The following is a 21,787-nucleotide window of genomic DNA, read 5'->3' on the forward strand; positions in this document are numbered from 1 at the left end:
CCTCATGAACCGACTCACAACCCTTGCGCTGCTGCTCCCGCTGCTGGCGGGATGCGGCGCGCAGAAGGGGCGTTCGCCCGAGATTGCGGCGGTCCGCACCTTCATCCACGAAAACTGGGACTCCACCATCCAGTATTCGCCGCGCGACACGGCAACCCTCATCGGGCTGCCCCACCCCTACACGGTCCCCACCGCCGGGGCGATGTTCCGCGAGATGTACTACTGGGACACCTTCTTCACCAACGAGGGGCTGGTCCGCGACGGCCACGCCGAGCTGGCGAAGAACAACACCGACAACCTGCTCTACATGGTGCGCCGCTTCGGCAAGGTCTACAACGGCAGCCGCACCTACTACGAGGCCCGTTCGCAACAGCCCTACCTCTCGATGATGGTCGACCGCGTCTACCGGACCACGGGTGACCGCGACTGGCTGGCCGAGGCCTACCGCACGCTCGAACGCGAATACGACTTCTGGATGCGCGAACGCATCACCCCCGTGGGGCTCAACCGCTACGGCAGCTCGGCCTCGGATGCCCTCGTCAACGAGTTCCTCGTCACGGCGGGAGAGCGTCTCGGCACCGACTTCCTGGCCCAGGGCCGCACGCCCGAGGAGCTGCACAAGCTGGGGCTCGACTTCGTGGCCGAGGCCGAATCGGGGTGGGACTTCAACCCCCGCTTCGAACGCCGCTGCACCGATTTCTGCCCTCTGGACCTGAACGCCAACCTCTTCCTCTACGAGCTCAACTTCGCCCGCTTCGCCCGCGAGCTGGGACGTCCCGAGGAGGAGGTGCAGCAGTGGCTCGACCGCGCACGCGAACGCCGCGCACGCATCATGCGCTACTGCTATGACCCCGAACGCCGCCAGTTCTACGACTACGACTACGTGAACGACCGCCGCTCGGAGGTGCTCTCGGCCGCCGTCTTCTCGCTCCTCTACACGGGAGCCGTCACGCGGGAGTATGCCCCGCAGATTGTCGCCGCCCTCGACCGCCTCGAGTATGACTGCGGCATCGCCGCCTGCGAGGAGCGTCCCTACGACTACGTCTACCAGTGGTCCTACCCCAACTGCTGGCCCCCCACCTGCCTCTATGCGGTCGAGGGTCTGGCCCGCTACGGATTCGAGCGTGAAGCGCGCCGTCTGGCCGGCGAATGGCTCCAGGCCGTGGCCGCAACCTTCCGCACGACGGGCAACCTGTGGGAGAAGTACAACGTCCTCGACGGCTCGACCGACGTGAGCGCCGAATACGACACCCCGGCCATGCTGGGATGGACGGCCGGCACCTTCATCTGTCTGGACGACTACCTGAGCGGGTCACTCACCCCCGAGCCGCTGCCCGAGCAACTCATCAACTACTGAAAACCTTAAAACACCAACCTATGATACGACTTCTACCATTCAAGCCGGTACGTCTGCTCGTGACGCTGCTCTTCGTGCTGTCGCTCGGGAGCGTCACCGCCCAGACGGCCGAAATCCGGGGTAAAATCACCGACCAGGCCGGCAACCCCGTAGTGGGTGCGAGCGTCATCGTGAAGGGGACCACCACCGGCACGACCTCGCTCAGCGACGGCAGCTTCGCGCTGGACGCCGCACCGGGCGCCACGCTCCAGATTATGATGCTGGGCTACAAGAGCGCCGAACAGGCCGTCACCAAGGCCGCCTCGTTCTACGAAATCACGCTCACGGAGGACTCCCAGCTGATGGAGGACGTGGTCGTGGTGGGCTACGGCGCCGTCAAGAAGAGCGACCTGACCGGTTCGGTCGCCTCGGTCAAGATGAACGACCTGACGAGCATCCCCTCGACCTCGGTCGACGGACTGCTGCAGGGCCGCGCCGCCGGTCTGCAGGTGATGAACACCTCGCAGGACCCCGGTTCGGGCGCCGTCATCCGCATCCGCGGCAACAGCTCGCTCGAAGGCTCGAACACCCCGCTCATCGTAGTCAACGGATTCCCGCTGGGCGATGCCGGAAACCTCTCGCAAATCAACGTCTCGGACATCGAGTCGATTGAGGTGCTCAAGGATGCCTCGGCCTCGGCCATCTACGGTTCGCGCGGTGCCAACGGCGTGATTCTGGTGACGACCAAGTCGGCCAAGGAGGGGACGACCAACATCTCGTTCAAGCACCAGACCGTTGTCAGCCAGCTCTCCGACGAGCTCGACATCTGGCACGACCCGATGCTCATGGCACAGGTGGCCAACGAGGAGCAAATCAACGCCGGCCTCACCCCGCTCTACATCGGACAGACCATCGGCGGCGTCTACTACCCCTCGCTGCTCGAAATCCAGAACGGCGAGTGGGCCAACACCGACTGGGTCGACCTCACGCTGCGCACCCCGGTGCTCAACAGCACGACCGTCTCGGTGAACAGCGCCAACGAACGCTCCTCCATCAACCTCAACGTCAACTACCACGACGACCAGGGACTCTACAAGAAGGACTCCTACAACCGTCTGAACGCCAACCTCGGCATCACCTACAAGCTCTTCAAGAACTTCAAGCTCTCGACCTACAGCGTCGTCTCGGTCTCGAACCGCAACATCTGCAACGAGCTCGAATACGGCCGCAACCCGCTCTGGCCCGTCTATGACGAGAACGGCGACTACTTCCTCGCCGGTGCGCAGGACTTCAGCCACCCGCTCATCATCATGAACAACGTGAAGAACAAGAACACGGGACGCGACTACATCAACTCGGTGGCCGTAGACTGGGAGCTGATTAAGGGGCTGACGCTCCACTCGCAGCTGGATTACCGCTACCAGACCACCGTGGCCGACGTCTACCGCGCCAGCAACACCTCGCAGGACGCCCACGACAACGGCGGCATCGCTCAAATCAACAACTCCTTCGCGCAGAACCTCCTCTCGGAGACCTACGCCACCTACCACCGCGAGTTCAACAAGAACCACGACCTGAGCGTCATGCTGGGACACTCCTACAACTGGGAGACCGGACGCGGACTCTACACCACCTCGCGCGGCTTCGTCAACGACGTGCTGGGCAACGAGAACATGAATGCCGGCGACCCCTCGATGCGCCAAATCTCCAACGACGGCTACTACCTCTCGAAGCTGCTCTCCTTCTACGGACGACTCAACTACACGCTCAAGGACAAGTACCTGTTCACCTTCACCATGCGTGCCGACGGTTCGACCAAGTTCGGCAAGAACAACAAGTGGGGCTACTTCCCCTCGGGTGCCGTGAGCTGGAAGATGCACAACGAGCCGTGGCTCAAGAAGTCGTCGTGGCTCAGCGAGCTGAAGCTGCGTCTGAGCTACGGTATCTCGGGCAACCAGGGCATCAGCTGCTACCAGACGCTCGACCGCTACGGCATGGAGAAGTTCTGGCACGACGGCAAGTGGGAGACGGTCATCGGACCGGGCTACGAGGTGGGCCGCACGGGCGCCAACAACCGCTACATGGTGTGGGGCGGCATCGCCAACCCCGACCTGAAGTGGGAGCAGACCTCGCAAGTGGACTTCGGCGTCGACTTCGCCGCCTTTGACCGCCGCCTGCGCATCACGGCCGACGTCTACTACAAGCGCACCACCGACCTGCTGCGCGAAAAGTACCTGCCCCTCTCGTCGAGCTACGACAAAATCTGGGTCAACGACGGCGAGGTCGAGAACAAGGGCTTCGAGGTGAGCCTCGAGGGCGACATCGTCCACACGAAGGACTGGGACTTCTCGGCCACGTTCATCTACTCGATGAACCGCAACAAGGTGGTCAGCCTGGGTGACGCCATCTCGAGCGGTCTGTCGCGCGACTTCCTCACGGGCATGTACTACGAGGTGACGGGCAGCCCCATCTCGATGTTCAACCAGAACGCCAGCATCTATGCCGTCGGACAGCCGATGAACGTCTTCTACGGCTACCGCGTCGACGGTATCATCCAGGAGGGCGAGGACCCGGGATTCATCGACCCCGACGGACTGAAGGACCGTCCGGGCGAGCTGAAGTATGTCGACCTGACGGGCGACTACGCCATCACGGCCGACGACCGCTGCATCATCGGCGACCCCAACCCCGACTTCACCGCCAGCCTCAACCTCTCGCTGCGCTGGAAGAACCTCGACCTGTCGGTCTTCCTCTACGGCGTCTACGGCAACGACGTGCTCTACAACAACTACACCTTCAGCCCGCGCGTGAAGGCCAAGCGCTGGACGCCGGACAACCCCACCAACGACTTCCCGCGGCTGAACAACGCCCGCCAGTACTGGCTCTCGGACTACTTCATCCAGGACGGCTCGTTCCTGCGCATCCAGAACATCACGCTGGGGTACAACATCAACCTCAAGAGCCGCTTCCTGCGCAGCATCCGCGTCTACGCCAACATCGACAACCTCTACACCTTCACCCGCTTCGACGGGTATGACCCCGAAGTGGGACTCGACGGCATCTACTGGGGCGGCTACCCCAAGTTCCGCAAGTACACCATCGGACTCGACCTGAACTTCTAAAACGCAACCGAACATGAAACGCATATTCCATCTGTTGGTCACCTGCTCGCTGCTGACCGCCTGCTCGCTCGACGAAACGCCCTACGGATTCTACTCGAGCGACAACTTCTACAAGACCGAGGAGGATGCCGAGTCGGGCCTCATGTATGCCTACAACGCACTGAACTACCTCGAATACCTGCGCGGCATCTGGTATCTGGGCGACATCCCCACCGAGACGATGTATCCCAAGTCGGACGAGCCGGGCGACATCCACATGCTTCAGCAGTGGACGGTTAACTCCGAAACGGAGCTGACGATGTACTACTTCAAGTACTGCTACATCGGTATCAACCGCGCCAACACGGTCATCCGCCGCGTGACGGACAGCAGCCTGAGCGAGACGGTCAAGAACCGTGTCATCGGCGAGGCGCTCTTCCTGCGCGCCTGGAACTACTTCAACCTCGTGCGCGGATACGGCCGCGTGCCGCTCTACACCGAGCCCATCGCCTCGCTCGAGCAGACGACCCCCGAAATGGCCCCCTCCATCGAGAAAATCTACGAACGGATTCTCGAGGACCTCAACCGTGCCGAGCCGATGCTCACGGTCAACAAGGTCTTCGGCCGCATCGACAAGGTCGGCGTACAGGCGCTCCTCTCGAAGGTCTACCTCACGCTCGCCTCGAGCATCGCGCACCGTGCGCCGGGCTACACCGACATGAGCTATTCGTCCGACGAGATGTACCGTCTGGCCGAGGAGTGGTCGCGCAAGGTGGTCTTCGACTACCCGGGCATCTACGGCTTCGACGATGACCTGCGCGCCATCTACGACGTCGAGAAGCCCGACGGACCGGAGCACATCTTCATCATGGCCATCGACCGCAGCGGTACCGACGAGGGCATGTATTCGAAGATTCCACTCCAGTTCCTCCCGAACAACGGCTCGGCGCCCATCTACATCAAGTACAGCGACGGTTCGCTGCAGCGCGGCAACGGCAACGGCTGGGGTGTCTTCCTCATCGAGGACTCCTTCGCCGAGCAGACCTACATGGCGGCCGACAAGCGCCGCACGGAGCTCATCCACCGCGACATCTACGACGAGCAAGGCAACGTGGTGACCCCCTCGCCCGTCCGCGGATACTTCTCGTCGAAGTACGTCGACCCGGACTTCATCGGCGAGCGCACGAGCGCCCGTCCCTACCTCATCCGCTACTCGGACATCGCACTGGTCTTCGCCGAGGCGGCCGGACCCGACGAAGGTCTGGCGCTGGTGAACCGCATCCGCGAGCGCGCCGGCATCCCCGACCTGCCCGCGGGAATGGGACTCGAGGAGTTCCGCACGGCGGTCATCCAGGAGCGTGCGCTCGAGCTGGCCTTCGAGGGGAACCGCCTCTACGACCTGCGCCGCACGGCTTCGGTCACCTCGACCGTTCCCGAGGCCAGCAAACTCTCCGAGGAGGAGGCTGCCTTCTACCCCATTCCGCAGCGCGAACTCGACCTGAACCCCAACCGTTAAACCTCACGACGATGAAAAACAGACTCATGACCATAGCCGCCGCGGCGCTGCTCGTCGCCACGGCAGCATCCTGCGAAAAGACCATCGACCAGGAGCTTTCGGGAAACGAACGCACGCTGCTCGAGCTGCGTATCGAGGGACAGATGGGCAAGGCCATCACCGAGCGCGACGGCGACCGCGCCACGGCGACGGTCTACATCCTCGACCAGGACGACTACGACTACGCCCACGTGCCCGTCACGGGCATCGTCCTCTCGAAGGGGGCCACGTCGGACGTCAAGGAGGGCGACATGCTCAACTTCAGCAACCCCGAGCGGCGCGCCCGCATCCGCGTGACCTCGGCCTCGGGCCACGTGCTCGACTGGTGGATATACCTGGAGACCTACGACCCCTTCTATCTGGGGACGTGGCGCATCATCGACGTCAAGCTGGCGTGCGACCAGCGCGTGAGCGGCGTCGGCGACGGTTCGTGGACCACGCAGCTCAGCGGCTCGGAGTTCGGCGACTACGGACTCCCCGAGTACGACGACCGGGTGACCATCACCCTGGGCGAGATTACGGACAATGCGCTGACCGGCACGCTCGTCCACTCGGCTGGCGAAGACGGCGCCTACGGCAACTTCTACGGCGTGATGGCGCCCTACAGCGTCGAGTCGCCGCTCGACATGAACCCGCGTCTGCGCCACCTGCTGCCGCCGGGCGAATCGCAGTGGACGCTCGACCTGACCACCAACCAGATGAAAATCACGCAGAACAACGTCACCTCGACCATGATTTTCGGCGAAGAGGGCGACAACACGCTCTTCCGCTTCATCCTGCCGGATGCAAGCAGCGAGCCGTCGCGCGACAACTTCTACGACAACATGTGGCGCAGTTCGACCGAGCTCTTCTACGTGATGTACAAAATCAGCGAGTGACGCCGGACCTTGTTCCGCCCCCGCATGAAAAGAGCGGAGTCCTCCACCGTGGAGGGCTCCGCTCTTAGTTTTTATAGGTGACCGGGCACCGTCATCCCCGGACTCCTCAGGCGGGAGAGGGGCGTCGGGCCCCCCCCCTCAACATCCGCCGGGCGGCTGAACTGCCCCGCACTGCCGGCGGATACAGAGCCGGCATCGGCACGGAACCGACCACAACCGGTGCACTTCCCCGGCACCCGCATAGGTTTCGGCACGGAAGCTGCCAGCCTCCGGTACACGCCTCCGGCACAGACGCTGACTTCGGCACGGTTCCGCCACGCCGGCTCCCGTCCGACGCCTCTCCGGCACCAGCCAGGCTCCTCTCCCGGCCCGAGCTCCGACGCAGAGATTCCGGCCAGACTGCCCGGCTGGCCGCCTCTCCAGGTGCAGGCACGCCCCATCACACAAAAAAAGCCCGGAGCGGTCAATGCGCTCCGGGCAGACTGCAGCCAATCAGACTGCCTCAATGCTACTCATTAACAGGGAATACCACGCGGGAACCGTTGCAGTCAGAGGGAGCATTCGGGAAGTAGACGTTGCGGTAGCCCGAACGGAGGTAGTGCCAGTAGTTGAGCCACGAACCGCCCTTGATGACCTTATACATGCTCGACTCGGCTCCCACGGGGTCCTCGACCACCGTATCGGAGGTCAGGTTCTCGATGCCGTAGTAGTAGTCGAACCAGTCGGAGCACCACTCGTAGAGGTTTCCGTGCATGTCGTAGAGGCCCCACGGGTTGGGCTCCAGCTTCCCGACCTCGCTCGGTCCGTTATCCTTGGAGTTCTCATCGCACCAGGCATAGTCGGCAATGACGGAGTAGTCGGCACCGAAGGACCATGCGGTCGTCGTTCCGGCACGGCAGGCATACTCCCACGGCGCCTCGGTCGGCAGCTCGCCGCCAATCCAGTCGGCATAGGCCTTCGCACCGTACCACGTCACGTAGGACATGGGGTAGTTGCCCTTGTCGAGCACGGGAACCCATTTTTCCTCTGCCGAGTCGTAGCGGACGTTCCAGTTGGGGCTCTTCTGGAAGAGGGTCTGGACACCGTATCCCTCCACATTGGCGGTAATCTGGCTCAAGTCGCCGCTCACGTCGGCCACGCCCGTGGCGTTGAGGAACTGTGCGTACTGGCTGTTGGTAATCTCGTAGGTGCCGATGTAGTAGTCCTGGGTCAGGATGACCTTGTGCTGGGTCTCCATGTAGGTGTGGCCGGATTCGTTCTCGGGCGTACCCATCATGAATTCACCGGCGACGATTCGGGTCAGCGCAAGGTATCCGACAAACTCGCTCTCCATGATGACAACCTCGCCCGAGGGAAGCGACAGCGCCTCCTGAAGCGTATTGCCGGCCATTTCGCGCCAGCCCGAGTAGAGGAACTTGAGCAGGTGGTCCCCCGCCTCGACGGTCTGGGCGGGAACCCATGCGCGGTACTCATACCCATCCTCAAGGGTATTGGGATACTGGTAGAGAGCGACGTCGCCCTTGCTGCTGAGGTCCACTTCGGCCTTCAGCTCCGTGGCGGCGAGGTTCACCTTCACGCTGTTGCAGACGTTGCTCAGCTGAACCTGAATATCATCCGCGCCGGACTCCATCGGGTCGAAGGTCACGTCGACCATCGTGAGCGCATGGTAGAACATCATGCAGACCGTGGCGCCGCGTGCCACGCCGATGGTGCGGGCGAGCATCAGGTCGCTGGCCGCAAAACTGTCGGCATCGGTCTGCTCCGCAAGGATGTTGAAGGTGATATCGAGCGGATTGGTAAAGCTTTCGTTGTAGGGATAGTAGGCGTAGAAGTCCAGCGGCTGGTCCGAGGGCCACTTCGCCGAGGGGTTGTTCTCCAGCGTCCACGACGCACCGTCGTAGACCAGCTTGGCATTGTTAAGCACGTTTCCTTCGCTCTGAAGCTCGCTTCCGAACTCCGTTGCGAATACACCGATGGCGTCACCCGATTTCCATGCCGTCCGGAATTTCTCGTTCACATCGGTACGGGTAAGCGGATAGAGCTGCGCATCGAACTTGATGGCAACCGAGGGAAGAGCACCTCCCCCTTCCGTTGAATCATCCGAGCACGAAGAACCTGCCATGACGGATACGGCCAAAAGGGGCAACACCCATCGATTGATGAAGTAGAGTTTTTTCATGATAAGGTGGGTTTTTGGTGTTACAATAGGGACTGTCGTAAAAAGAATAAAACTTTATAATGAATTGATTGCCAATGTAATATAAAATTTGCATCTTAGCTAAAGATAAAAAGAATACCTCCAATTGCCCTAGAAAAGCCAAATTTGGAGGTATCGCAAAAATTAATCTGCATGGCTAAGGTACAAAATTTCTCTGAAATATCACCCGATCTTCCTTTCACGGAGTTCGATTTTTATGAATTGTATAGGCGGACGTTCGAGACTAGCGAGCTGGGAAAAATCAGGAAGAGGCTGCCGCTTAGTGAGATGGCAGAGAACTTTGGACTGATAAGCAAGAGCATGAGAGCGAAGAAAGGACGAAAAACATACTTCACCCCGGAGGGCAAGGTTGCGCTGATGTTCCTGAAGATGTACACAGGTCTGAGCAGCCCGAGGTTGATGGAGCATCTTAACGGCAACGTCCACTATCAGCTCTTCTGCGATGTGAGAATAGACCCGATGCATCCTCTGACGAACTACAAACTTCTGGACGACGTGTTTTCGGAGCTGGCCCGCGGGCTGAAGATCCAACAGCAGCAGGAGATACTGGCAAGAGCCTGGAAACCGTACATGAAGGACCTGGATACGATGTATACGGATGCAACCTGTTACGAGAGCGAGATGCGCTATCCTACGGATGCGAAGCTTCTGTGGGAAGGAATAGAGAAGTCATATGAGATAATGTGCACTCTGAGTGCCAAGCTGAATGTGCACCGTCCGAGGACGAAGTACGTAGACGTAGAGAAGGCCAACCTGTCGTACAGGAAGCGGCGCAGGCATACGAAAGTCCAGACCAGGAAACTGACCAGACGCCTGCTCAACCTTTTGGGGAAGATACTGAAGCAGACCCGCACACTGGAGAGGGAGAATGCAGGCGCGGAGAAATTGCTGACAGCCAGACAGAAGAGCGATATTGAAATCATCACAAGAGTGTACCGCCAGCAGAAGGCCCACTTCGAGAACAACAATCCTCGCGAGAGTGTCAAGGACAGGATAGTGAGCATCAGCAAGCCGTATGTGAGGCCGATCGTGAGAGGCAAGGAAGTGAAGAGCGTAGAGTTTGGTGCGAAGTGCAACAACATCCAGGTTGACGGACTCTCATTCATCGAGAAGCTGTCATTCAATGCCTTCAACGAGGGAACCAGGCTTACGCACTGCCTGAAGATGCACCGAAAGCTCTTCGGTGTGGACGCGAAGAAGGTCGGAGGAGATGCAGGCTATGCCGGCAGCGCCAACAGGGGGTACTGCAAGGATAGAGGAATACAGACGTCATTCGTCAAGCGTGGCCGTCCGTCCTTGGAAAAGAAAGAGAACGACATCATCCGCAACGAGCTGGCGAGGGTGAGGGCAACGAGGATGGAAGGCTCGTTCGGAACGCAGAAGGAACACTATGGCCTGAAACGCATCAAGGCAAGGACGAAGTTGACCGAAATCCTGTACATCTTCTTTGGCATCCACACGGCGAATGCAGTACAGCTCGTCCGGCGGCAAGTCAACGAAATTGCTCAGGCTGCCTGATGTTCGAGGTGAGTGAGAAACGGCCCTTTCACTGGAGTATTGGCTCCAGTTGGGTCCAAAAATGAAAAAAGGGGCTCCGAAACGGAGCCGAAAATATAAAAAGATGAGTTCGATCGGAAAAATTACCGGGACAGTCTGCCGATTGACTCATGTATAATTTTGTCTCGTGTTGCACTTGCTCGTTGACTCTGCCAAAAGCCCCCGGCGTTGATTTTTTTGCATTTTTCTGCGAAAATCTGTAAATTTGCAGTCTTATGACCAATTATATGACAATGTTTATGTGTGGTAATGCGGCTTCCGCAATGCGTGCGTTTGCAGCCGCTGCTTTTCTTCTTTTCTTGCCGGCCTGCATGAAGACGGAGGAGCCTGTTTCCGTACAGGATGACGGATTCATTGAACTGGCATTCACCAAAAACGGTTTTGTTGATGATACGCAGGATATGCCATCAGTGAAGGCGGATGTGGATGAAGACGGGAGCGGAACTTTTACGGAAGGGGACAAGGTCGGGTTGTATATATACGGCAGTCCTTCCAGGCATGTCATTCTCACTCTTGAGAACGGCAGGTGGACTCCGGCGCTGAAGAAGAGCGACCTGGGATCCGGCACGGCCAGGCTTTCCGCATATTATCCTGTATCGGAGGCTGAAGGCATCGGGTCAAACGTGCACCGCCATAAGGTGCAGACCGACCAGAGCGGGGACGGCTACATGGAATCGGATCTTCTGTGGAGCCATCTCGACATTGATCTTGGCTCGCTTTCAGGCAACAGGATAGAATTCCCTTTCAGGCATGCCATGCACAGGCTTGTCATAAACATTACGGGCTCTGACGGTACATTGCCCGAAGACCTTTCAGTAAAGGTCCTCAATAAGACCGAGGGGTCGCTTTCAATCTATAGCGGAAGTCTGAATGATCCGTCCGGTGAAAAGGTGAGAATAGATGCCAGAAAAGCGGAAGGGAGTCAGGGCAAGTTTTCCGCAATACTTTTCCCGGGCAGTCTGGGCCCTTATTCCGACGGATGGGTGGAAATAACTGCGGGCGGCAAGACCTCGACCTTCAAGGCGCCGTCGGAAATCGGCGGCAGGGATTTTCTGGAGAGCGGAAAGGAGACTGTGCTGAACCTGAGTCTGAATCAGGGCGGCGTCGGCCCCGGGGAAGAGCCGGAGCCGGAGCCTGATCCCGACTATGCTGGGAAAATATGCTGGGTATATGGAGTCAAGACGCCGGAAACTCCTGACTACAATGAGGAGACCGTGAAAGTGCTGACAGATACGGATAAATTTTATCCGTGGAACTTCCCTTCAGGAGTATGGTTCAAGTTTGACAGCGATCCTGAAACAGCCTATCTGAACTGGCAGGAGGGCTTCCGCTGGTATGACTGCGACAAGGACAATCCGGACGAAAGCAACTCCCGTCCCGGCTATCATGACAGCAACATGTGCTGGGCGGCCGCTTCGGCATGCATGCTCCACTGGTGGATGAACATCAACAGCGACTATATTGCCGCGTATGACCGTAAATATGGAGATGTGTGCCCGAAATATCCGCGCCCTTCATCTGAATTTTCTGGCACTGAAAAAAGCGAGATATTCAATTTCTTCAGGGAGGCAAGCCGTAACCGCGGAGGGGATGCGAGGGACGGCATCAACTGGTTCATCAACCACACTCCCGGATTGGGTCTAAACGACACTTTCGACGACGATGCCTTCGGAGGCTATTTTACGGAGGTTTTCAAGGGAATGAAGATAGCCGACTCTTTCGGGGGCTTCAGCAAGGAAACGTTCAACGAGCTCATAAAAGACGCCCTTGAGAATGACCGCGGACTCGGATTCATACGCTCACACGGACTGACGCATGTCATGGCTCTCTATGGTGTCGAATTCGATGATGAAGGATATATCTCGGCCGTATATTATGTCGACAACAACGACTATTATAATTTTCAGGTCACAGGCAGCAGCACTCCGTTCCAGAGGCATCGCCTGATCCGCAAGAAGATCACCTACAATGAGGGCAGCGGATTCAAGATATTGATTGGGGAGGGTACATCGTATGCGATAGTCGGAGTGACTACGATGGATCTTATGCGTGACGTATGGCGGAACGCCTTTCCGGAAGTGCGCACAGACGACTGAAGCTGAAAAATGATGTCGGGCAGTGCACGGCAGGATTGCAGACATTTTTATGATGATTATGAAGAGTTATAAATTTTTTCTATATGCTGCGGCGATTCTGCCGGCGGCCGTCTCATGCGACAGATCCGTCCTTCCCGGCGGGGACGGCGGCAGCGATGAAGTGACGGGAAAAATCGACATAAGGACTGCCGTAGGCCCCATTGTGAAGTCGCCTCAGCTCGGACAGGACGGCTCCGGAAATTTCGTAAGCGGAGACATGTTCCGGCTTACGGTTTCAGGAGAGGGCTTTGATGATATAAGCGAGATTTATACGGTGGGAGAAACGGAACTTTTCTGGTCGGATTTGGAGCTTCCGGATAATTCCGGTACGGTGTATTTTTCAGGATGTTATCCTGATCAGGATGCCGTTTCAGACGGCAGTTTCCGTTTTGACATGCCGGCAGACGGCGAGACGGATCTTCTGCTTGCCAAGGCTGTTCCGGTGGCGTACCAGGCGTCGGCGGTGGAGCTGAAATTCTCTCATGCTTTCCACAGGCTTGCCATAGAATATGTGTCTGACGGCACTTATTCCGATTCCAATCTTTCGCAGGTAGCCACATCCGTCAATGCGATGTCCTCATGCACGGTGGATCTGCGCAAGGGCGAAGTTGAATCAGGCTCTGCTGCCCGTCCGGCAAGATACATGGAAAAGAAGGGGAATTCCGTGTCATATATGCTGATTCCGCAGCAGAAAGACGATGTCACTGTAGAGGTCTCTTTCCAGGGTATGAAAAAGACGTTCACTCTTCCGGACACCACCGGGGACGGTCAGGCGCTCAGTCAGCTTGAAGGAGGCAAAATGCTGACGGTGCGGCTTGAGATTTCTTCGGACGGGATCAGAATGGACGGAGTGGAGATCATAGGATGGGAGTCCCAGGGAACTGTCAACGGAGGCATATCCTTCTGAATCACCTCCGTCATCAGGCATTGATTATGGACAGGACTACAATAGGGACAGTCGTTTAATTCCGTCATTATGAGTCAATCGGCAGACTGTCCCGGTAATTTTTCCGATCGAACTCATCTTTTTATATTTTCGGCTCCGTTTCGGAGCCCCTTTTTTCATTTTTGGACCCAACTGGAGCCAATACTCCAGTGAAAGGGCCGTTTCTCACTCACCTCGAACATCAGGCAGCCTGGGCAATTTCGTTGACTTCCCGCCGGACGAGCTGTACTGCATTCGCCGTGTGGATGCCAAAGAAGATGTACAGGATTTCGGTCAACTTCGTCCTTGCCTTGATGCGTTTCAGGCCATAGTGTTCCTTCTGCGTTCCGAACGAGCCTTCCATCCTCGTTGCCCTCACCCTCGCCAGCTCGTTGCGGATGATGTCGTTCTCTTTCTTTTCCAAGGACGGACGGCCACGCTTGACGAATGACGTCTGTATTCCTCTATCCTTGCAGTACCCCCTGTTGGCGCTGCCGGCATAGCCTGCATCTCCTCCGACCTTCTTCGCCTCCACACCGAAGAGCTTTCGGTGCATCTTCAGGCAGTGCGTAAGCCTGGTTCCCTCGTTGAAGGCATTGAATGACAGCTTCTCGATGAATGAGAGTCCGTCAACCTGGATGTTGTTGCACTTCGCACCAAACTCTACGCTCTTCACTTCCTTGCCTCTCACGATCGGCCTCACATACGGCTTGCTGATGCTCACTATCCTGTCCTTGACACTCTCGCGAGGATTGTTGTTCTCGAAGTGGGCCTTCTGCTGGCGGTACACTCTTGTGATGATTTCAATATCGCTCTTCTGTCTGGCTGTCAGCAATTTCTCCGCGCCTGCATTCTCCCTCTCCAGTGTGCGGGTCTNTCGCGCCGTCGGCCTCGCTTGAAACCTCCGTTCGGCCTCCGAGGTAGCGCTGTGCGAGGCGGTACTGCTCCTCGGCCACCTCCATCGGGTCGGGCTGCTGCCGCTCGATGTCGAGTTGCTGCTGCAGGGAGGCCACCTGCTCGCGGAGCTCTTTGGATTTGTAAAATGTTGGCGGAAATGGCGTTCAGATAGAGATTCAAATCCTTTCCGCCACGGCATTTTTCGTTGGCTTTTCCTTTATCCGAGTTCCAGGCGTGCGGTTCGATAAATCGCTTGATTGAAGCATCTGCGCGTTCTCCATTGATTGTCAGACGCATAAATACGGGAGCTTCGCCTCTTTTGTTGAGCTTGTCCCGCCGAATGTAAAACAACAGGCTGAAAGTAGTCCTTTCCATAAGTACACCGAATTAAGGGTTACAAAATTAGTTTCCCAAGTGTCTTAAGTCAAGAGGAAGACCGCTGCAAATAAGTGCAAACCAATCTGTTACGAGCAATTCGGTGTACTTTTTCGGCCCGAAAAAAAGTACACCGAATAGGCCACAGATAACCTGCTTTCAGATGCCTTTTTCAGCACTTTTTCCAAAAATAAAAAAACCTGTAAATGCGTGATTTACAGGGTTTTTCGCTACTTTTCTAAGTGTGCCTTGCGGAGAGAGAGGGATTCGAACCCCCGGTACAGTTGCCCGTACACCGCATTTCGAGTGCGGCCCGATCGACCACTCCGGCATCTCTCCAGATGTTTCCCGCAACCGAAAACCTCTCGGTTTGGGACTGCAAATATAGACATATTTTCTGAAAAAAGATATTTTTGGCCAAAAAAAATGCATTCACCCCGATTTTTTCGATTCGGGAGGTGATTTTTCCTATCTTTGTAGAGGATGCCGGAGGCCGCTGCAGCGCACCGGAAGGCCATCTGCGGGGCAGACCGGCTTTATCCGGGCATTCGGGGACCGTACCAGGAGCCGGGCGAAAAAGCGCCGGCTGCAGAGAGCCGCGGTGCCACACGAGGCGGGAAACAGCCGACAGCGGAGGGCCGCGACGCCACACGAGGCGGGAAACGACTGGCAAAGGAGGGCCACGATGCAGTATTTGTCGCCCGGGACCGTTTATATAAAAGGAGACGAATCCCGGGGCCGCAATATTGGAAAAGCCCGGGACCGCAACACTGGAAAAGCCCGGGACCGCAATGCCGGAAAATACTAAAAACGGTACGGTTTTCGTTTTCTTGACAAAGCGACTTCCGTCCCAAAAACAGGATACCATGAAAAACAGAACCATCATATTCGGACTGCTCCTCGCACTGGGAGCGACGGGGTGCTCCTCGTCCTTCTACCGCGAGGCAAGCTACGCGTCGGACGACCTCTACGGGCTGCACGACCGCACGAGCATCGCCCAGGAGCAGCAGGCGCGGGCCGAGGCGCGCAAGGCCGAGGCCGAAGCGCGGCGCGCCGAGTGGGAGGCCCTGCTGGCCGAGGCCAACGCAGCCGACGCCGAGGCGGCCTACTACGATTCGAACCCCTACGAAGGGGTGTTGGCCGACACCTACGAAAGCGCCTATGCACGGCGTCTGCGCGGCTTCGAGTCGCCCACCTACCGCCTGCCGTCGAGCTACTACAACTTCTGCTACAGCGGCGAGTTCACCTACCTGACGGCCTACGACCCGGCCTTCTACAACATCATGATTTCGGGCGACGAGGTGTGGGTCGAGCCCAAGTACATCACCTCGATGTTCGGCACGTGGGGCGCCACGCCCTACTACGGCAGCTGGTACTACGGCTGGGATTACGGCTGGCCCTACCGCTACGGCTGGTGGGGATGGGGATACCCCTCCTTCGCCATCGGCAGCTGGGGCTGGAGCCTCGGATTCTATCCGTGGTACAACCCCTGGTACTACTACGGGTGGTATGACCCGTGGTGGGGACCCGCCTGGGGTCCGGGCTGGGGCGGACATGTGCACTACCGTCCGCACAACATCGTCAACCGACCCTCCTACTCCCGTCCGGGCGGCTCGCTGTCGGGCCGCGGCAGCTCGTTCAACCTTCGTCCGGGACGCGCCACGGGTCTCTCGGGCCGCGGCAGCGCATTGCAGGGCGGCCGTACCTTCAACAGCGGAACACGCGGCGGCAGCTCGTTCAACCGAGGCTCCGCATCGTCGTTCAACCGAGGCTCCGCATCCTCCTTTAACCGCGGCTCCTCGTCGTCGTTCGACCGGGGCTCGTCGTCGTTCAACCGGAACAACAACCGGAGCACAACGAATTTCAACCGCGGTACGACGAACTTCAACCGCGGCAGCAGCCCGTCGTTCAACAGCGGCAGCTTCGGCGGTGGCGGCGGTTTTGGCGGCGGCGGTGGCGGCAGTGTAGGAGGCCGCAACGCCGGAGGTCGTTAACACAGTGCAGTAAAGAAAGGAGTGCAACAGATGAAAGGATTCGTAAAAGCAGCAGGCCTGCTGCTGGCCGGGGCGCTCTTCGCAGCCCCCGCAGCGGCACAGAGCCCCCAGAGCCCCCTGGTAACGGGCGGTCTGATGGCCAACAAGGACATACTCATGCCGTCGAACTTCGCCGAGCTGTCGCAGACACAGTTCAACTTCGGCACGGCCCGTTCGATGGCCATGGCGGGGGCCTTCACCTCGCTGGGCGCCGACCTCTCGTCGATGGCCATCAACCCGGCCGGACTGGGCATGTACCGCCACAACGAGATATCCATTACGCCCCTCGTCACGATGACCCGCGCACAGAACAGCGCCGAAGCGTGGAACTCGAACGCCAGCAACCGCTTCGCATTGAGCAGCTTCGGCTTTGTCTTCAACCTCTACGAGGGGACGGGGCGCACCACGAGCGTCAACTTCGGCTTCGGCTACAACCGCCTGGCCGACCTGAACTACCGCTCCTCGTTCCGCTCGACGGGCAACATGGGCTCGATTGCCGACATGTACGCTCTGCAACTGGGTCAGGCAAAAATCAAGGCCTACGACATCACGGGCGACAACCTCGACTGGTTCAACCAGAGTCCCGAGCTCTGGCCGGCGATTCTGGGCTACAAGGCGGGTATGGTCGACGATTTGAGCGCACCAAAAGAGGACCCGTTATGGAACCCCTCGTGGATTGGCAGCGACCGCAACAACATCGACATCGGCCACTATGCAGGGGTCGAGAGCCGCGGCTCGGTGGGTGAATACGACCTCTCGCTGGGCGCCAACTTCGGCAACAAGCTCTACGTGGGCGTCACCCTCGGTATCCAGGCGATTCACCAGGAGCTGCAGTATACCTACGCCGAGGACTACTACTATCCGGGCGGTACGACGGAGCGCCCCGAGGGCGTGGCCTCCGACCTGCGCTTCCAGCAGCTCTGGTCGAAGCTCAACCAGGCGACCGTGACCGACGGCGCGGGGGTAAACCTCAAGCTGGGCCTCACCTACCGCCCCATCCCCGCCCTGCGCATCGGCGTGGCCTTCCATACGCCGACCTACTACTCGCTCGAGACGCGTTATCAGGGAGCCTCGCTTGGCGTAGCCGTCTGCAACGACCCCGACTACAACCCGGGGCCGGGCGAGTACCCGCAGCCCGACGGCAACGGCTACATCAACTGCCCGGGCGAATCGCCCGTGCTGAGCAGCAAAAGTTGGGCCTTCACCACCCCCGCACGGCTGCTCTTCGGCGCATCGTACAGCTTCGGCGGCCGAGCGGTCATCTCGGTCGACTACGAGCGGGCCTGGTTCAACGGCATCCGCGTGAAGGAGACCCCCTCGTTCGCCTACGCTCCGGCCGACTACAACGCGCTCTTCCGCAACAGCTTCAAGGGGTCGAACACCCTCCGCGTCGGTGCCGAGTTCAAGCCGCTGCCCATCCTCGCCCTGCGTGCCGGCTTCGGCTACAGCGGCTCGTGGCTCGCGGGTGAAGATGCGGACTACTCCTCGCCGCTGGCCCGTGAAATCATCTACTACGGCGCAGGCGTGGGCATCAACCTCTCGCGCACGGTGACGCTCGACGTGGCCTACAGCTACCAGAAGACCAAGCAGAACGCCTACTGGCTCTACTACGCCGACCTCTACACGGGTTCCAACGTGGAGCAGAACAGCAGCGCCCTCTACAAGACCGACTATGCGCGTCACGCCGTGGCGCTGACGCTCGCCTTCCGCTTCTGAGCGGGCCGGCAAGGGGGGGGGCCGCCCGGCCCCGTGCCGGGAAGAACGGCGACGGCCGAGCAGTCGCCCGGCTCCGGACCGACCTCGCTCCGACATCATCCCGACACCATCCCGACACCATCCCGACACCATCTCGGCGTCGCTCCGGCACCGTACAGACAAGGCAAACTCCAAGGCCTTCCGCCCCGGCGGAGGGCCTTTTTTGCACGCCGCGCGATTCTCACGCGGGGAATGAGGTGAAAATTAAATTAAAATCGTTAATTTTGCGCTCCGGAACAACCATTCGAACACAAAATAGACAACAGATATATGGCAAAGGAACTTAAAGACCTGACCAAGTCGGAGGAGAACTACTCGCAGTGGTACAACGACCTGGTCGTGAAGGCGGGGCTGGCCGAAAACTCGGCCGTCCGCGGATGCATGGTCATCAAACCCTACGGCTACGCCATCTGGGAGAAGATGCACGACGCGCTGGACAAGATGTTCAAGGAGACCGGGCACCAGAATGCCTACTTTCCGCTCTTCATCCCCAAATCCTTCTTCTCGAAGGAGGCCCACCACGTCGAGGGCTTTGCCAAGGAGTGCGCCGTGGTGACGCACTACCGCCTGAAGAACGACCCCGAGGGCAAGGGCGTGGTGGTCGACCCCGACGCCAAACTCGAAGAGGAGCTCATCGTCCGCCCCACGTCGGAGACCATCATCTGGAACACCTACAAGAACTGGATTCACTCCTACCGCGATCTGCCGATTCTCTGCAACCAGTGGGCCAACGTCGTACGGTGGGAGATGCGCACGCGTCTGTTCCTGCGCACGGCCGAATTCCTCTGGCAGGAGGGCCACACGGCCCACGCCACGCGTGAGGAGGCCATCGCCGAGGCCGAGAAGATGATTCACGTCTACGAGACGTTCGCACAGGATTGGATGTCGCTGCCGGTCATCGTGGGCCACAAGTCGCCCAACGAGCGCTTCGCCGGCGCCGAGGATACGCTCACCATCGAGGCGCTGATGCAGGACGGCAAGGCGCTGCAGAGCGGTACGTCGCACTTCCTGGGTCAGAACTTCGCCAAGGCCTTCGACGTGCAGTACGTCACCAAGGAGGGCAAGCTCGAATACGTCTGGGCCACCTCGTGGGGCGTCTCGACCCGTCTGATGGGCGCCCTCATCATGGCCCACTCGGACAACAACGGTCTGGTGCTGCCGCCGCGTCTGGCCCCCATCCAAGTGGTGATGATTCCCATCTACAAGGGCGAGGAGCAGCTCGTGGAAATCCGCAACCGCTTCGAGAAGCTGGCCGCCGAGCTGCGCGCCAAGGGCATCAGCGTGAAAATCGACGACCGCGACAACGTCCGCTCGGGCTTCAAGTTCGCCGAGTACGAGCTCAAGGGCGTACCCGTGCGTCTGGCGATGGGTCCCCGCGACATGGAGAACAACACCATCGAGCTCATGCGCCGCGACACGCTCGAGAAGGAGACCCTTCCGCTCGAGGGTCTGGTCGCCCACATCGAGCAGCTGATGACCGACATCCAGAAGAACATCTACCTCAAGGCGAAGGCCTTCCGCGACTCGATGATTACGAAGGTCGACACGTGGGAGGAGTTCAAGGAGGTGCTCGATACGAAGGGCGGCTTCCTGCTGGCCCACTGGGACGGCACCGTCGAGACCGAGGTGGCCATCAAGGATGCCACGAAGGCAACCATCCGCTGCATTCCCTTCGATGCACCGGAGGAGGAGGGACGCTGCATCTACACGGGTCGTCCGTCGCACCGCCGCGTGCTCTTCGCCCGCAGCTATTGATGCTCGGCCGGAGCGCTCACCGGACTACGGGCGGAACGGATGCATGGGAAGCCATGCACCGCTCCGCCCTTTTTCCCGCCCGGGGTGCCCGCTGCCGTGCAAAAAAATCCGACGCCGGGATACCAAAGCCGCACCCCGCTGCGTTTCCCGCAATGACTCTTCTTTTTAGCTACGCACAACAATGGATTCCGCTGAATTCCGCAAACGTGAGATTTACCGCGTCACCTTCGTCGGTTTCGTGGCCAATCTGCTGCTGACGGCCGCCAAGTTCGCCGCCGGCATTCTGGGCCGAAGCGGAGCGATGGTCGCCGACGCCGTCCACTCGCTCTCGGACATGGCCACCGACATCGTGGTGATTGTCTTCGCCGGCATCTCGGCCAAGCCGCGCGACGACGGCCATGACTACGGCCACGGCAAGTACGAGACGCTGGCCTCGATTCTCATCTCACTGGCGCTCGTCGCCGTCGGCGTGGGCATCCTCCTGCAGAGCATCCGCTCCATCCGCATGGTCGTGGCGGGCGAGGAGCTTCCGCGCCCGGGCGTCATCGCGCTGGCGGCGGCAGCCGTCTCGATTCTGGTCAAGGAGCTGCTCTACCGCTATACGGTGCGGGCCGGACGCCGGCTCGAGAGCCCCAGCGTGGTGGCCAACGCCTGGCACCACCGCAGCGACGCCTTCTCGTCGATGGGCACGCTCGCGGGCATCGGCTGCGCCTACTTCCTGGGTGAGAAGTGGCGCATCGCCGACCCGATTGCCGCCATCATAGTCTCGTTCTTCATCTTCCGCATTGCCCTTCAGCTGCTCCACTCGGGCATCGGCGAGCTGCTCGAAAAGTCGCTCCCTGCCGACACCGAAGCCGAAATCCTCTCAATCGTCACCCACGACCCCGCCGTGCGCGAGCCCCACAACCTGCGCACGCGCCGCATCGGTTCGTGCATCTCCATCGAGGTGCACATCCGCGTCGACGGGCGGATGGATGTCGAGCATGCCCATGAACTGACGCGCGACATCGAGCGTCGGCTCCGCACCCGCTTCGGCGAGGGGACCATGGTGGCCATCCACGTCGAGCCGCTCCACGCCTCGACCCCCTGCAGCGACGCTCGCTGACCGGGGCCCGGGGTACCGTCCCCGAACCAAGGCAGGGAGAAACAAGGCTGTCGACCGCACCCCGAACGGGCAGAACAGGCTTCCTACCGCACGGCATTCGACCGCGCCACACCCTGCAGAACAAAACCGACGATGCGGCACCCGACTGCTCCCCGCTGCGCC

14 protein-coding genes and 1 tRNA gene are annotated in these 21,787 nt (G+C 59.5%); 11 read left to right on the forward strand and 4 right to left on the reverse strand.

The features are described from left to right. Nucleotides 1–4: 4 nt before the first annotated feature. From C8267_RS06400 to C8267_RS06415, 4 genes are read left to right on the forward strand one after another with little or no spacing between them, the layout of a single operon-like run. The gene (locus C8267_RS06400) at nucleotides 5–1,357 is read left to right on the forward strand and encodes a trehalase family glycosidase (RefSeq protein WP_106634074.1); all 1,353 of its coding nucleotides are present in this window, start codon (nucleotides 5–7) and stop codon (nucleotides 1,355–1,357) included. Nucleotides 1,358–1,377: 20 nt separating this feature from the next. After that, a complete protein-coding gene (locus C8267_RS06405) occupies nucleotides 1,378–4,458 on the forward strand; it encodes a SusC/RagA family TonB-linked outer membrane protein (protein WP_106634075.1) in 3,081 nt (1,026 codons plus the stop codon). 13 nt (nucleotides 4,459–4,471) lie between these two features. Then, nucleotides 4,472–5,953 carry a RagB/SusD family nutrient uptake outer membrane protein gene (locus C8267_RS06410; RefSeq protein ID WP_106634076.1) on the forward strand — a complete coding sequence of 494 codons (1,482 nt, stop codon included), beginning with the start codon at nucleotides 4,472–4,474 and terminating at the stop codon, nucleotides 5,951–5,953. An 11-nt stretch (nucleotides 5,954–5,964) separates the two neighbouring features. Further along, nucleotides 5,965–6,870 (forward strand): hypothetical protein, encoded by a 906-nt coding sequence (locus C8267_RS06415; RefSeq protein ID WP_234025710.1) that lies wholly within the window; start codon nucleotides 5,965–5,967, stop codon nucleotides 6,868–6,870. Between the two features lie 508 nt (nucleotides 6,871–7,378). Here C8267_RS06415 and C8267_RS06420 read toward each other — a convergent pair. After that, a complete protein-coding gene (locus tag C8267_RS06420; RefSeq protein ID WP_106634078.1) occupies nucleotides 7,379–9,049 on the reverse strand; it encodes an SUMF1/EgtB/PvdO family nonheme iron enzyme in 1,671 nt (556 codons plus the stop codon). Between the two features lie 171 nt (nucleotides 9,050–9,220). On the opposite strand from C8267_RS06420, the gene C8267_RS06425 reads away from it, so the two are divergent. The 3 genes from C8267_RS06425 (at nucleotide 9,221) to C8267_RS06435 (ending at nucleotide 13,687) form a co-directional block, all read left to right on the forward strand. After that, nucleotides 9,221–10,606, forward strand: a complete 1,386-nt coding sequence (locus C8267_RS06425; protein WP_199792085.1) for a transposase — start codon at nucleotides 9,221–9,223, stop codon at nucleotides 10,604–10,606. Nucleotides 10,607–10,860: 254 nt separating this feature from the next. Beyond that, nucleotides 10,861–12,741: an IdeS/Mac family cysteine endopeptidase gene (locus C8267_RS06430; RefSeq protein WP_106634079.1), complete on the forward strand. Its 1,881-nt coding sequence runs from the start codon at nucleotides 10,861–10,863 to the stop codon at nucleotides 12,739–12,741. Nucleotides 12,742–12,790: 49 nt separating this feature from the next. Beyond that, entirely contained in the window at nucleotides 12,791–13,687 is an 897-nt protein-coding gene (locus C8267_RS06435; RefSeq protein ID WP_158699735.1) for a fimbrillin family protein, read from the forward strand. A 220-nt stretch (nucleotides 13,688–13,907) separates the two neighbouring features. Here C8267_RS06435 and C8267_RS06440 read toward each other — a convergent pair whose 3' ends face one another. The 3 genes from C8267_RS06440 to C8267_RS06450 all read right to left on the reverse strand — a co-directional run bounded on the left by C8267_RS06440 (nucleotide 13,908) and on the right by C8267_RS06450 (nucleotide 15,316). Next, entirely contained in the window at nucleotides 13,908–14,540 is a 633-nt protein-coding gene (locus C8267_RS06440; protein ID WP_234025678.1) for a transposase, read from the reverse strand. Further along, a complete protein-coding gene (locus tag C8267_RS06445) occupies nucleotides 14,534–14,977 on the reverse strand; it encodes an Arm DNA-binding domain-containing protein (protein ID WP_106634179.1) in 444 nt (147 codons plus the stop codon). The genes C8267_RS06440 and C8267_RS06445 overlap by 7 nt, the downstream gene beginning before the upstream one ends. Nucleotides 14,978–15,229: 252 nt before the next feature. Next, nucleotides 15,230–15,316 (reverse strand) — tRNA-Ser (locus C8267_RS06450). Between the two features lie 527 nt (nucleotides 15,317–15,843). On the opposite strand from C8267_RS06450, the gene C8267_RS06455 reads away from it, so the two are divergent. From C8267_RS06455 to C8267_RS06470, 4 genes are all read left to right on the forward strand, one after another. Continuing rightward, nucleotides 15,844–16,971 (forward strand): hypothetical protein, encoded by a 1,128-nt coding sequence (locus C8267_RS06455; RefSeq protein WP_106634081.1) that lies wholly within the window; start codon nucleotides 15,844–15,846, stop codon nucleotides 16,969–16,971. Nucleotides 16,972–17,001: 30 nt separating this feature from the next. Continuing rightward, nucleotides 17,002–18,726: an OmpP1/FadL family transporter gene (locus C8267_RS06460; RefSeq protein WP_106634082.1), complete on the forward strand. Its 1,725-nt coding sequence runs from the start codon at nucleotides 17,002–17,004 to the stop codon at nucleotides 18,724–18,726. A 309-nt stretch (nucleotides 18,727–19,035) separates the two neighbouring features. Next, nucleotides 19,036–20,520: a proline--tRNA ligase gene (proS, locus tag C8267_RS06465; RefSeq protein ID WP_087362545.1), complete on the forward strand. Its 1,485-nt coding sequence runs from the start codon at nucleotides 19,036–19,038 to the stop codon at nucleotides 20,518–20,520. Nucleotides 20,521–20,701: 181 nt separating this feature from the next. Then, a complete protein-coding gene (locus tag C8267_RS06470) occupies nucleotides 20,702–21,625 on the forward strand; it encodes a cation diffusion facilitator family transporter (RefSeq protein ID WP_106634083.1) in 924 nt (307 codons plus the stop codon). The last annotated feature ends 162 nt before the right edge of the window (nucleotides 21,626–21,787 follow it).

Origin of the sequence: Alistipes sp. Marseille-P5061 (genome assembly GCF_900290115.1) — a bacterium.
Lineage (GTDB): Bacteria > Bacteroidota > Bacteroidia > Bacteroidales > Rikenellaceae > Alistipes > Alistipes excrementigallinarum.

Bases quoted from the DNA above. Each gene is read 5' to 3' on its own strand.
- C8267_RS06400 (WP_106634074.1), top strand. From the start codon at position 5: ATGAACCGACTCACAACCCTTGCGCTGCTGCTCCCGCTGCTGGCGGGA.
- C8267_RS06405 (WP_106634075.1), top strand. From the start codon at position 1,378: ATGATACGACTTCTACCATTCAAGCCGGTACGTCTGCTCGTGACGCTG.
- C8267_RS06410 (WP_106634076.1), top strand. From the start codon at position 4,472: ATGAAACGCATATTCCATCTGTTGGTCACCTGCTCGCTGCTGACCGCC.
- C8267_RS06415 (WP_234025710.1), top strand. From the start codon at position 5,965: ATGAAAAACAGACTCATGACCATAGCCGCCGCGGCGCTGCTCGTCGCC.
- C8267_RS06420 (WP_106634078.1), bottom strand. From the start codon at position 9,049: ATGAAAAAACTCTACTTCATCAATCGATGGGTGTTGCCCCTTTTGGCC.
- C8267_RS06425 (WP_199792085.1), top strand. From the start codon at position 9,221: ATGGCTAAGGTACAAAATTTCTCTGAAATATCACCCGATCTTCCTTTC.
- C8267_RS06430 (WP_106634079.1), top strand. From the start codon at position 10,861: ATGACCAATTATATGACAATGTTTATGTGTGGTAATGCGGCTTCCGCA.
- C8267_RS06435 (WP_158699735.1), top strand. From the start codon at position 12,791: ATGATGATTATGAAGAGTTATAAATTTTTTCTATATGCTGCGGCGATT.
- C8267_RS06455 (WP_106634081.1), top strand. From the start codon at position 15,844: ATGAAAAACAGAACCATCATATTCGGACTGCTCCTCGCACTGGGAGCG.
- C8267_RS06460 (WP_106634082.1), top strand. From the start codon at position 17,002: ATGAAAGGATTCGTAAAAGCAGCAGGCCTGCTGCTGGCCGGGGCGCTC.
- proS (WP_087362545.1), top strand. From the start codon at position 19,036: ATGGCAAAGGAACTTAAAGACCTGACCAAGTCGGAGGAGAACTACTCG.
- C8267_RS06470 (WP_106634083.1), top strand. From the start codon at position 20,702: ATGGATTCCGCTGAATTCCGCAAACGTGAGATTTACCGCGTCACCTTC.